At 67.6% G+C, this 11891-nt stretch carries 13 protein-coding genes; 1 reads left to right on the forward strand and 12 read right to left on the reverse strand.

Annotated features, from left to right (window positions below):
- Window positions 1-3 precede the first annotated feature (3 nt).
- The 3 genes from mazG to F788_RS0106705 all read right to left on the reverse strand — a co-directional run bounded on the left by mazG (window position 4) and on the right by F788_RS0106705 (window position 2960).
- The gene (mazG, locus tag F788_RS0106695; protein WP_019589683.1) at window positions 4-843 is read right to left on the reverse strand and encodes a nucleoside triphosphate pyrophosphohydrolase; all 840 of its coding nucleotides are present in this window, start codon (window positions 841-843) and stop codon (window positions 4-6) included.
- An 85-nt stretch (window positions 844-928) separates the two neighbouring features.
- Window positions 929-2239: an MFS transporter gene (locus tag F788_RS0106700; RefSeq protein ID WP_019589684.1), complete on the reverse strand. Its 1311-nt coding sequence runs from the start codon at window positions 2237-2239 to the stop codon at window positions 929-931.
- 52 nt (window positions 2240-2291) lie between these two features.
- Window positions 2292-2960 (reverse strand): metalloregulator ArsR/SmtB family transcription factor, encoded by a 669-nt coding sequence (locus tag F788_RS0106705; RefSeq protein ID WP_019589685.1) that lies wholly within the window; start codon window positions 2958-2960, stop codon window positions 2292-2294.
- 218 nt (window positions 2961-3178) lie between these two features.
- On the opposite strand from F788_RS0106705, the gene F788_RS0106710 reads away from it, so the two are divergent.
- Window positions 3179-3628: a hypothetical protein gene (locus F788_RS0106710; protein WP_018870182.1), complete on the forward strand. Its 450-nt coding sequence runs from the start codon at window positions 3179-3181 to the stop codon at window positions 3626-3628.
- A gap of 133 nt (window positions 3629-3761) precedes the next feature.
- On the opposite strand, the gene mnhG is transcribed toward F788_RS0106710, so the two are convergent.
- The 9 genes from mnhG to F788_RS0106755 form a co-directional block, all read right to left on the reverse strand.
- Window positions 3762-4169, reverse strand: a complete 408-nt coding sequence (gene mnhG, locus F788_RS0106715; RefSeq protein WP_019589686.1) for a monovalent cation/H(+) antiporter subunit G — start codon at window positions 4167-4169, stop codon at window positions 3762-3764.
- The gene (locus tag F788_RS0106720; RefSeq protein WP_019589687.1) at window positions 4162-4443 is read right to left on the reverse strand and encodes a monovalent cation/H+ antiporter complex subunit F; all 282 of its coding nucleotides are present in this window, start codon (window positions 4441-4443) and stop codon (window positions 4162-4164) included. The genes mnhG and F788_RS0106720 overlap by 8 nt, the downstream gene beginning before the upstream one ends.
- Window positions 4443-4916: a Na+/H+ antiporter subunit E gene (locus F788_RS0106725; RefSeq protein WP_018870185.1), complete on the reverse strand. Its 474-nt coding sequence runs from the start codon at window positions 4914-4916 to the stop codon at window positions 4443-4445. The genes F788_RS0106720 and F788_RS0106725 overlap by 1 nt, the downstream gene beginning before the upstream one ends.
- Window positions 4913-6427 (reverse strand): Na+/H+ antiporter subunit D, encoded by a 1515-nt coding sequence (locus F788_RS0106730; protein ID WP_019021897.1) that lies wholly within the window; start codon window positions 6425-6427, stop codon window positions 4913-4915. The genes F788_RS0106725 and F788_RS0106730 overlap by 4 nt, the downstream gene beginning before the upstream one ends.
- The gene (locus F788_RS0106735) at window positions 6424-6777 is read right to left on the reverse strand and encodes a Na+/H+ antiporter subunit C (RefSeq protein WP_018936755.1); all 354 of its coding nucleotides are present in this window, start codon (window positions 6775-6777) and stop codon (window positions 6424-6426) included. Before F788_RS0106735 ends, F788_RS0106730 begins: the two co-directional genes overlap by 4 nt.
- Window positions 6774-7199, reverse strand: a complete 426-nt coding sequence (locus F788_RS0106740) for a Na+/H+ antiporter subunit B (protein WP_018946994.1) — start codon at window positions 7197-7199, stop codon at window positions 6774-6776. The genes F788_RS0106735 and F788_RS0106740 overlap by 4 nt, the downstream gene beginning before the upstream one ends.
- A complete protein-coding gene (locus F788_RS0106745) occupies window positions 7196-9499 on the reverse strand; it encodes a putative monovalent cation/H+ antiporter subunit A (RefSeq protein WP_019589688.1) in 2304 nt (767 codons plus the stop codon). The genes F788_RS0106740 and F788_RS0106745 overlap by 4 nt, the downstream gene beginning before the upstream one ends.
- A 116-nt stretch (window positions 9500-9615) precedes the next feature.
- Window positions 9616-10305 (reverse strand): TIGR04211 family SH3 domain-containing protein, encoded by a 690-nt coding sequence (locus tag F788_RS0106750; protein WP_019569740.1) that lies wholly within the window; start codon window positions 10303-10305, stop codon window positions 9616-9618.
- A 117-nt stretch (window positions 10306-10422) separates the two neighbouring features.
- Entirely contained in the window at window positions 10423-11799 is a 1377-nt protein-coding gene (locus F788_RS0106755; RefSeq protein ID WP_019021895.1) for a hypothetical protein, read from the reverse strand.
- Window positions 11800-11891 lie beyond the last annotated feature (92 nt).

An 11891-nucleotide genomic window follows, 5' to 3' on the forward strand; every position in this document is an offset into this window, starting at 1 on the left:
TTTTCAGGGATTATTCGGGGGGGTTGATTCGGGATCGCCGCGGAGCTGGCGACGGGCCTGCTGATACAGGGTCTCCTGCTGGGCGAAATCGAGCGCGGACAGCGACTGCCCGCGGGCTTCGGCCAGGGCCTCCATGCGCCGGTAGCGGGCCTCGAACTTGCGGGTACTGCCGCGCAGCGCGCCCTCGGGGTCCACGCCCAGGTGGCGCGCCCAGTTGGACACCGCGAACAGCACGTCGCCGACCTCCTCGGCCACCGCGTCCGGATCGGCGCCGGCGGCGACGGCCTCGTTCACCTCGGCCATCTCTTCATGGATCTTGTCGACCACCGGTCCGGCATCGTCCCAGTCGAAACCGTCACGCGCGGCCCGCCGCTGGGTCTTGACCGCGCGGGCCAGCGCCGGCAGCGCCAGCGGGATGTCGTCCATCGCGCTGGCATGGCCCCGCTGCTCGCGGGAGGCGGCCTTGTCGGCCTCCCAGGCCGCCTCGCGTTCGGCATCGTCGACGAAGGCGTGGCCGGCGAACACGTGCGGATGGCGCCGCACCAGCTTGTCGGCGATCCCGCGGGCGACATCATCCAGATCGAAGCGCCCGGCTTCCTCGGCGATGCGCGCCTGGAAAACCACCTGAAACAGCAGGTCGCCCAGTTCTTCGCGCAGCTCGGCGGTGGCGGCCGCGTCGCCGGCGTCCCGCGCCACGGCGTCGGCCAGCTCATAGGCCTCTTCGAGGGTATGCGGGACGATGCTGGCGGCGGTCTGCGCACGGTCCCAGGCGCAGCCGTACTCGGGGTCGCGCAGCTGCGCCATGATCGCACGCAGCCGGGCCATCGGATCGGATTCGCTCATGCCGAGGCAGTGTACGGGTGGCCTGCCCCCGGCGCCAACGACTCCGTACGAGCGACCGGGAGAATCGTCGCGAACATCCCTGCGCTCAGGCCGGGTTCAGGCGCGGATGGGTCTCCTCGCCCCACCACCAGACCAGGGCCCCGGACAGGAACATCGCGATCACCACGAACCAGAAGCCCCATTCCACCGAGCCGCCCAGGTGCGCGACGATGCCCAGCCCCAGCGCGCCGATGCCGTAGCCCAGGTCGCGCCAGAAGCGGTAGGTCCCGATCGCCGATCCGCGCCAGTTGGGATGTGCGATGTCCGCGACCGCCGCACTCAGGTTGGGATACAGCAGGGCCATGCCGAAGCCGGTGACCACCGCGGCGAACGACCACCAGATGATCCCGGAACCGAGCAGGGTCAGCCCGACCCCGGCGCCACAGATCCACATGCCCCAGACGATGGGTTTCATGCGACCGATATGATCGGACAGACGGCCGGTAAAGAACTGCGAGCCGCCCCAGACGAAGCCGTAGATGCCGACGATCCAGCCGATCGCCGCCAGACCGAGGCCCTGCTGGTACAGGAACACCGGATAGAAGACCCACACCAGCGCGTCCACGAACTTCTCCACCAGCCCGGCCTGACTGAACGCCGCCATGCGCCGGTCGCGCCAGGACATCAGGGTGAACACCTGCCAGGTCGTGGGGGCGTCGGGGATGTTCTGCGGATAGCGCGCCACCGGCCCGTCGTTGCGACCGGCCGCATGGCGGGCCCCCTCGGCCTTCGCCCAGTCGAGGGTCTCGCGCACCAGCAGGAAGGTCATCACGATCGCCGGCGCGATCACCACCAGGCCGAAGACCAGCAGGCCGACGCGCGGACCGAGGGCGGACGCCATGTACCCGGTGACGATGCCGGCGACGGCCACGCCGACATAGCCGGAGAACTCGTTTATGCCCATGGTGAAGCCGCGCTCGTTCGCCCGGGTGATGTCCATCTTGGCGGTCTGCGTCATCGACCAGGCCAGACCCTGGTTCACGCCCAGCAGCACCGTGGCGGCGACGATCCAGCCCCAGGTCGGGGCGTACAGGATCATGAACGGGATCGGGATGGCGGACAGCCAGCCCAGCAACAGGACATTCTTGCGGCCCATGCGCTCGGACAGCCGGCCGGCGACGAAATTGAGCGCGCCCTTCACGATCCCGAAGGCCACCACGAAAGCCGTCAGCAGCATGAACGAGCCCTCGGCAACGCCGAACTCGTCCTCCGCCAGCGCCGGGATGACCGTGCGCATCATCCCGATGGTCAGGCCGACGAAGAACACCTGGATCAGCTGCTGGCTGAACTGCCCGAGGTTCTCGCGGATCCCGTGCGTGATGTGATCGTAGGCCTCGGCGGCCTTGTGCTTGTCCATGTTCCGGTTTCCTCTGGAAATGCGTTATCTCGCAGCCGGGGCCTCGGCCGAGTCAGTCCGGCTCGTCGGCCAGCGGCAGGCCTGCGTGGCGCCATTCGGCCACGCCCTCCTCCACGCGTTGCGCGGCGATCCCGTGCTCGCGCAGCAGGGCGACGGCCTCTTTCGCCATCAGGCAGTAGGGGCCGCGGCAGTAGGCGACCACCGGGCGGTCGGCCGGCAGTTCCTGCAGGCGCTGATTCAGCTCCTGCAGCGGGATGGAACGCGCACAGGGGAGATGCCCGGCGGCGTACTCGACCCCGGGGCGCACGTCCAGCACCACCACGTCGCCGCGCCGGGCCTGTTCCAGCAGCTCCGGACCGGCGACCGGGGCCAGCTCGTCGGCACACTCGGTCAGCTCGCGGGTGGCCGCCTGCAGCTCCAGCAGGCGCTCCTCCGCGAGGGTGCGCAGCATGACCCAGAAGTCCGCGACGTGGCGGTTGGCGAGACGATAGTGGACATGACGCCCGGCGCGACGGGCCTCCACCAGGCGGGCCTCGCGCAGGGCCTTGAGGTGGGCACTGGCCAGCTTGACGCTGATATCGGTGTCCGCTGCCAGCTGCTCGACGGTCTTCTCGCCCTGCACCAGCACCTCGATCAGCTCCAGGCGCTTGGGGCTGGCCGCGGCGCGCGTGATCCGCGCCACCTGTTCGTACAGCACGTCCTTCAGTTCGCGTTCGTCCATCGCGGGACACTCTACATTCCAATATTCGTTGGAATGCACGATATCTCGGGCCGGACACCCGAGACAACCCCGACCGTCGCATGCCCTTCGGTCCGTGTGCCTTTGTTGCGTAAAGCCATTTCCTGAGTAGATTGGTCAACAATTCATTCAGCACATGCTGATCCGCTGAATGAAGCGACAATGCCCGAGGGCATCTTCCGCAAACTGAGGAGGTCGTTATGAGCAACCTGATCCAGAACTTTCCGCCGGACGGCGTGGTGACCATCAACCGGGTCATCCTGAAGCCGGAATACAGCATCGACGACCTGCAGGAACGCGTGGCCGTGCTGTGCGAGAACGTGAAGACCTATCACTCGGACACCGGCTTCGTCGGCGGCTTCGTGGCCCTGAACTCCGGTGCGGTCTCCAACGAGGGTTCCACCATCGGTCAGGCCGTGGAAAGCCCGATGAAGGACAAGGAAGCGCTGATCATCACCTTCTGGCGCACGATGGAGGAACACGAGGCCTCCCATCGCAGCGAGACCTTCCAGCCCCTGTTCCAGGAAGTGCTGGAGCTGTGCGAGAACGGCAACGAGGAAATCGCCTACGAAATGCTGTGGTCCGGGGCGGCCTACGATCCCGAAGAAGCGAAGGCCGCGCGCGAGGCGAAGGAGACCCACGCGGCCTGATCCCGGGCGTCTCTCCGGACACCCCTTCGTACGTGAAGCGTGAACTTGCCGGGGCCTGCGGGCCCCGGCTTTTTTGTGCGCGCGGCGCGGGGGTACGGGATGGGCCGGTCGTGACCGGACCCCAAGGGATCGGTCAGCCGCGGTCGCGTTCTTCGGCGGGGGCAGAGGATTTCCTGTCCTCCGGCTTGTCCTCCGAAGCGAGGGTGTGGGTCTCGGGATCGTAGCGATCCTTCAGTTCGTCCTTGAGGGTCCCCTCCCAAAGCGGGATGCCGACGAAATAGCCGGCGCGGCCGATCAGGTGCGCGGCCACCGGGGCAGTCAGGATGATGAACACCACGATCGCCAGCGCGCGGGCGGTGACGGCGCCGTCATCGAAGAACACCGCGGCCGCCACCACCATGGTGCCGCCCCCAAGGGCGCCGGCCTTGGTGGTCGCATGCATACGGGTCAGCAGGTCGGGCATGCGCAGCGCGCCCAGCGCCGCCAGCAGCATCAGCAGCGAGCCCAGCAACAAAAGGAAGGCGGTGATCCACTCAATCATCACTGCGGTAACCTCCCTTCTCCAGATACCGCGCGAAGCCCACCGCGGCGAGGAACGCGGTCAGCGCCAGCACCACGGCCACGTCGAGGAAGTTGGCCGCCCCCGTCGCCACCGCATGCGTGGCGATGAACCCCACCGTCAGCGAGGCGATCAGCTCCAGCGCCACGACCCGGTCCGGCAGGCTGGGGCCCTTGATCAGGCGTATGAAGATGATCACCAGCGCCAGGCTGAGGATCACGAAGGTCGCGTTCACGGCCCAGTCGAGAATCGGCATCAGTCGATCAACTCCATCACGCGGCTTTCCATGTCCCGCAGTTCCTGCCGCAGCTTGTCCTCGTCCTGCAGGTACATCGCATGGATATACAGCACCTTGCGATCGGTGGAGACATCCAGACTCAGCGTGCCCGGGGTCACCGAGATCAGGTTGGCCAGCACGGTGATCTGCGCATCGGTATGGGCCCGCAGCGGGAACGCGATCACACCGGGCTTCATCAAATGGGTGGGCGTCAGGACGTCCCAGGCCACCACCAGGTTGGCCTTGATCAGATCATAGATGAAGAACGCGATGAAGGAGATCACCTTCGGCACCTTCCAGAAGAAGCTGCTGTGATCCGCCTTGCGGTTGAACGCGACCCACAGGGCCATGTAGCTGAACACCAGACCGGAGAGCAGGCTGGTCGCGGTGAAGCTGCCCGTGAGCATCATCCAGGCCAGGGCCAGCAGGAGGTTGAGTGCGAGCAGGTTCATTGCGCGTCGCCCCCCAGAATCGCCTCAACATAGGCATCCACGTCCAGCATCTGCTCACCGGCGGCCATGGCCAGCTGCAGGAACGGCTCGGCCGCCACGCCCATCAGCACCGCCAGCCCGGCCAGGGCGGCCACCGGCGCATACAGCAGCCACAGCCCCCCGCGCTCGGGCCAGGCCGGCCCGTTCGCCGGGGCCTGCTCGCCGCGCGGGTCGGCCTTCCAGAACGCCTCGGCCCAGATCTTGACCATGGAGTAGAACGTCAGCAGGCCGGTGATCAGCGCGATCGCCACGATCCAGTAGGCCTCGATCTCCAGACCCGCGCGCACCAGCATCAGCTTGACCAGAAACCCGGACAGCGGCGGCAGCCCGGCCAGCGACAGCGCCGAGATCAGGAACAGCACCGACAGTCCGGGGTGCGTGCGGTACAGCCCGCCAAGATCCTTCAGCTCGTGGGTGCCACGGGCGAAATAGGAGATCCCGCTGATCAGGAACAGGTTGGTCTTGACGATGCTGTGATGGAGGATGAACAGCAGCGAACCGGCCAGCGCCAGCGGGGTATGCAGGGCCAGGCCCATGATGATGTAGCCGATCTGGCTGACGCTGTGGAAGGCCAGGATGCGGCGGAACTCGAACTGCGCCGCCGCGCCCAGCACGCCCACCAGCATGGTGAAGCCGGAGCCCCACAGCAGGATGTTCTGGGTGACCTCCGGGGCCTCGGTGAACATCAGGGTGAAGAAGCGGATCAGCGCGTACACCCCGACCTTGGTCAGCAGCGCGGCGAAGATCGCCGAGATCGCCACCGGCGGGGTGTGGTAGGAGGCCGGCAGCCAGAAGAACAGCGGGAATGCCGCGGCCTTGATCGCGAAGGCGACCATGAACAGCACGCCCACCACGGTCACCAGACCGGTGTTCTCGGCCTCGCCCATGTAGGCCGCCAGCTCCGCCATGTTCAGGGTGCCGAACAGGCCGTAGGTCAGACCCACCGCGGCCAGCAGGATCAGCGACGACACCAGGTTGAGGGTGACGTACTTGATCGCCCCCTCCATCTGCGCGCGCTCGCCGCCGAGGATCAGCAGCGCGAACGACGCGACCAGCAGGACCTCGATCCACACGTACAGGTTGAAGATGTCCCCGGTAAGGAAGGCCCCGGCCACCCCGGCGAGCAGCAGCTGCAGCAGCGGGTGGTAGCCGAAGCGCTCGTGATCCGGGGTCATCGAGACCAGCGAATACAGCGCGACGATCAGCCCCATCACGCCGGTCAGCAGGACCATGGTCGCACTCAGCAGGTCGGCCGCCAGCACGATGCCGAACGGCGCCTGCCAGCTCCCCATGTGCATGGCCAGCACGCCTTCGTTCCACACCGCCACCAGCAACCAGATCCCGGCGGCGGTCAGCGAGAGGCCACCGACCACGCCGACCACGCGCTGCACCCCGCGCCACTGCCAGAAGGCCAGCGCGAGCGCCCCGAAGAACAGGGGGATGATGACCGGAAGGGCGACCTCGATCCTCACGTGTCCGTATCCTTCATTTCGTCCAGGTCATCCGCGCCCACCACCTCGTAGGCGCGATGGATCAGCACCACCGCAAAGGCGAGCACGCCGAAGCTGATGACGATCGCGGTGAGGATCAGGGCCTGCGGCAGCGGGTCGGCCACCGCACCCTCGGGCGTAAGCATGCCTTCGGGGATCAGGGGCGGCGCGCCGCGGGTCAGGCCCGAGGTAGCGAAGATGAGCAGGTTGGCGGCATTGGACAGCAGGATCAGGCCGATCACCAGCTTGACCAGGCTGCGCCGCAGCATCAGGTAGGTGGCCGTGGCGAACAGTACGCCCACCAGGATCGCGAGCAGGGGTTCCGCAGTCATTCTTCCGCCTCCGCCAGGGCCAGGACGATGGTCAGCACGGTGCCGATCACCACGAGGTACACGCCGATGTCGAACACCAGCGGGGTGGAGAGCTTGAGCTCGCCGAACAGCGGGACCTCCACGTCCCACCACAGCGAGGTCAGATAGGCACGCCCCTGCAACAGCGCGGGCACTCCCGACACGGTCGCCAGCAGCAGACCGATCCCCAGCATGTTGCGCGGGTCGATGCGCAGGATGGCGCGCGCCTTGTAGACATCGAAGGCGAACATGTACAGCGCGAAGGCCATCGCCGCCACCAGACCGGCGATGAACCCGCCGCCCGGCTCGTCATGGCCGCGCAGCAGCAGGAACACCGAGAACAGCAGCAGCAGTGGCAGCAGCAGCCGCGTCCCCGTCTGCAGGATGAGCGAGCCGGCCATCATGACTTGCGGTCCTCCGCACGGAACTTGATCATCGCGTACACGCCCACCGCTGCCAGCGCGAGCACGAACAGCTCGCCCAGGGTATCCAGGGCGCGGAAGTCGACCAGGATCACGTTGACGATGTTGCGCCCGTAGGCCGACGGCTCGGACTCGGCGATGTGGTATTCGGAGATCGCCGGGAAGTACTGCACGCCCAGCGTGGCCATCAGCACCGCGGTCATGGTCACGCCCACCGCCAGCGAGGCGATCACGTCACGCACCCGCGTGAGCGGATTGGAAAACTTCAGGAAGCCCGGCAGGCGGAACAGCACCAGCACCAGCAGGATCACGGTCAGGGTCTCGACCAGGACCTGGGTGATCCCCAGATCCGGCGCGCTGAAAAACACGTAGATCAGCGCCACGCCGAAGCCCACGATGCCCAGCGAGGCCACCGCGGCCAGCCGCGAATTCGTGGTGGCCACGAACATCGCCGCCAGAGCCACCAGGGCGACGATCACCCACTCGTGGATCAGGATGTCGTCGAAGCGCACCGAGATCTCGAAGCCGCCCAGGGCCGCAAACGTGCCCACCACCAGCGCCACCGTGGTCAGCATGGTGACCATCACGTAGGTGCGCAGGTAGCCGTTCTGCAGGACCCGGGTCTGGAACGCCGAGAACCACACCAGTCCGTCCATGAAGCGTTCGTATCCGCGCTCCGGCGCGATGCGCCCGGCCGGCACCATGATGCGTCCGATGCCGGCACGCACCGAATCCCAGAAGCGATAGATCACCAGACCCGCGGCCAGACTCAGCAGCGACATGCCCAGCGGCAGATTGATGCCGTGCCACAGCTTGAGCTCCATCCCGGTATCGGCCCCGTGGATGGACATCGCGGTGGCCGCCACCAGCGGCTGCGCCAGCGCCGGGAACAGACCGAGGATCAGCCCCAGCACGGACAGTACCGCCGGCCCGGCCAGCATCGCGCCCGGCGATTCATGCGGGGTGCGCGAATAATCCGGCCGCTTGCCGAAGAACGGCCGCAGCCCGACGATCGCCGCCACCGCCACCACCAGGATGGCCGAGGCCAGCGCCAGCAGCGGCAGGACCACGGCCAGCGCGTCCGGCGCACCCAGGGCCGCCTCCAGCATCAGTTCCTTGCCGACGAAGCCGAACAGTGGCGGCAGCCCGGCCAGCGACAGCGCGGCGATCACCGAGAACGCCGCGGTCAGTGGCATCGCGCGGCGCAGCCCGCCCATGTTCGGGACTTCCTTCTCGCCGGTGCCGTGGTCGATGGAACCGGCGAGCATGAACAGCGCGCCCTTGTACAGCGAATGCGCCAGCAGGAAGGTCGCGCCGGCCATCGCGGCATACGGCGTCCCGATGCCGATCAGCATGGTCAGCGTGCCCAGCGCCATCACCGTGGAATAGGCCAGCAGCTTCTTGATCTCGGTGCTCTGGATGGCCATCCAGGCGCCGGTGAACATGGTCACCGCGCCGAACAGGCCCAGCGTCCAGGTCCACAGTTCGGTGCCGCCCAGCTCCGGGTTCAGGCGCGCCATCAGATAGACCCCCGCCTTCACCATGGTGGCCGAGTGCAGGTAGGCCGAGACCGGCGTGGGCGCGGCCATCGCGTTGGGCAGCCAGAAATGGAACGGGAACTGGGCCGACTTGGTGAAGGTGCCCAGCAGGATCAGGATCACCAGCGGCAGGTACAGCGCATGCTCGTGCAGCGAATCCTCGCCGGCCAGGATCTCCGAGAGCTCCCAGGACCCGGAGGCCACGCCCAGCAGCACCAGACCGGCGAGCAGCGCCAGACCGCCGCCCACCGTCACGATCAGGCCCTGCAGCGCGGCCTTGCGCGCCTTCAGCTGCTCATGGTTGAAGCCGATCAGCAGGTAGGAGGTGATGCTGGTCAGCTCCCAGAAGATGAACATCAGGATGATGTTGTCGGCCAGCACCAGCCCCAGCATGGAGCCCATGAACGACAGGATCAGCACGTAGAAGCGCCCGAGGTCGCGGTGCGCCTCGAGGTAGCGCCCGGCGTAGCTGACCACGAACACGCCGATGCCCGCGATCAGCAGCGCGAACATCAGCGACAGGCCGTCGATCAGGAAGGAGAACTGGACATCCAGCCCGGGCATCCACTGCCAGGCCAGGCGTACGCTCTCGCCCGCCGCAACCGCGGGCAGAAAACTCGCGAAGTAGACGAACAGGGCCGCCGGCAGCAGCGCCAGCACCCAGCCGCTGTGGCGCCCGGTGGCCCGATGCACCACGGGCGCCAGCGCCGCCACCACGAAGATTGAGAGTATCGCGAACAGCATCCAGATGGACGTCCTGACAGGGATCGGGGCAGACGCCCGGCGGGCGCCCGTCACAGAAGGGCGAAGGCTACCGGGTCAACCCGGGGCGCGCAACAGCACGCCCCGGCCGAGGGTCATCAGTTCAGCCAGTCACTGCGCCGACGGCGGGTCGGCAGGCGCGTGAGGATGATCCCCAGGATCGCGCTGCCCACCGCCACCGCAGCCCCGGTCATGAACCAGCGGCGGTCGCTGTCGGCGCGCATGACCTCGACCTGACGCCGGTAGTCCTCGGCGGCTTCGCGGGTCTCCAGGAGTTCCTCTTCCAGGCGCTCGTTGCGCCGCTGGATTTCCTGCGGCCGTTCGGCAATGTCGCGCAGCTCCTCGAGCTCTTCCTGCATGCCGGCCATGCGTTCGGACTGTTCTTCGACCTCGCGCTGCAGTTCATTGCGCTCGTCCAGCAGTTCGGCGATGCGGCCTTCCTGGTCGTCGGCGCCGGAACGGATCTCGGCCAGCTCCTCTTCCACCTCGGCGAGGCGTTCGCGCGCATGCGGCTCGTCCTGCAGGTAGCGGGTCAGGATCCATGCCTCGTTGCCACTGGGCAGACGGATACGGCTGTAGCCGCCGTCGTCCTCCAGCACCTGTACCTGGTCACCGGCATCCACCGAACTGACGATCCGTCCGCCCTGGGGACTGCTGTAAACGGCCGTCTCCAGACTGTCCGAGACGTATCGCGTCTGCGCCGCAGCCGGCGCAGTGCCTGCGACCATCAGGGCCCCCGCCAGCGACAGCACCACCAGCCCGTTTCGGATCTGCAACCTGCGCACCATGCCTTGCCTCGTCATTGGCCGCGCCCGAGCGGAGCGCGGCGATGTTTCGGAAGAGGGATCATTCTAGGGAAACACTGACCAATGTACACGCATCCCTCCGGCTTCCGGTGACACGGTTCACGCCCCGTTGCGGCGCGCGGCCAGCCAGCGCCGGATGGCGGCCGGCACGAAGATGATCAGTTCGAAGGTCGCCGGCAGCAGACGCCGCAGTTGACAGGCCCCTACCGCCGCCAGGTACAGGATGCCCGCGAGCACGCCGAGCCCGGCGCTCAGCACCCCCCCGGCGAGGATGCGGGTCGCCTGCAGAAAGCCCACCACCCACACCGGCACCAGCGCCAGCAGCAGCGGGATCAGCAGCCCCAGCGCCGCCCCCACCAGCTGTTCGGCATGACGGATGCCGGCTGGCAGGGCGCGTTCCTCGCCTTCCAGCAGCAGAGTGACCAGTTCATGCTGGTAGATGAGCCAGTCAAGATGGAACCCGGTGAACGCCGATACCGCCGCCACCAGGACCAGCACCGCGATGGACAGTCCGGCCAGCACCCGCGGCGCCCAGCCGCCGCCCTCCATCAGCGCATGCGGCAGGACCCGGGTCACGCCGCGGGTCTCGGCCAGGATCCATCCGGCCAGGGCGGCGGTCCCCAGCAGCAGGTACAGCATCCATTCCGACCCGGGTGCCATCGCGCCCGGTGCGTTGGCGGTCTCCGGGAACATGCCGGCCAGAGCCGGGCCGAAGACATGCTGATGGACCACTACGGCCAGCGCGGCCAGGGCCAGGCCGGCCGCGCCCATCAGCCACTGGGTCGCCGCCTGGGCATGCGCCGGGAGGGCGCGCCGGACCGGACGGTCGACCTCCTCGCAACGGCCCAGCGCCCGGTCCAGGCGCTCGCCCTGGCGCTCCAGCCGGGCCAGGCGTTCCTGTACCCGCTCCAGATTGCCGACCATCTCGCGCAAAGGGCTGTCCGCGCGTCGCCGGGCCGACAGCAGCGCGCTGGCCGAACGCCGCTGCTCCTCCAGCCCGGAGCGGGCGATGCGCAGTACGGTGTCCTCCATGTCCTGCGCCAGGCGCCGGCTTTCCGGCGTATCACTGGCAGGACCGCGCGCCAGGGCCTCCAGCCGTTCGACCCATTCGGGCTCCTGGATCAGCCGCTGCTCGTCGCGCTGATAGGCCTCGTCCAGCACGCGCAGCGTGTCGCGCGCCTGCTGCCGCAATGCCGGCAACTGGGCGAGGTCATGCCCGACCATCTCGGCATAACGACGCTCCAGCGCCTCTACCGCGGAATGGATGCGTTCGGCCTCCAGGCGTTCCAGATGGCCGCCATGCCAGTCGCGCACCGCATCCCGCAGATGCAGGACCTGACGTCGCAGGGCGCATACCCCCCGTGCGATCGCACCCGCCAGCGCCACGAGAAAACGCCGTAGCGGTTGTCGCGCAAGATCCAGCACACCAATGGCAATCACGATCGCCAGGATCCACAGCAGGACGGTAACCGCCACTCTTCCCCCTTTCGGTCCGCACCCGAAGCGACCGGAAGGCCGGCGTCCCCGGGAACGGTTTCGCGGTCTGTATGATGATCACGATTATGCAC

This window comes from Thioalkalivibrio sp. ALE10 (assembly GCF_000381385.1).
GTDB lineage: Bacteria > Pseudomonadota > Gammaproteobacteria > Ectothiorhodospirales > Ectothiorhodospiraceae > Thioalkalivibrio.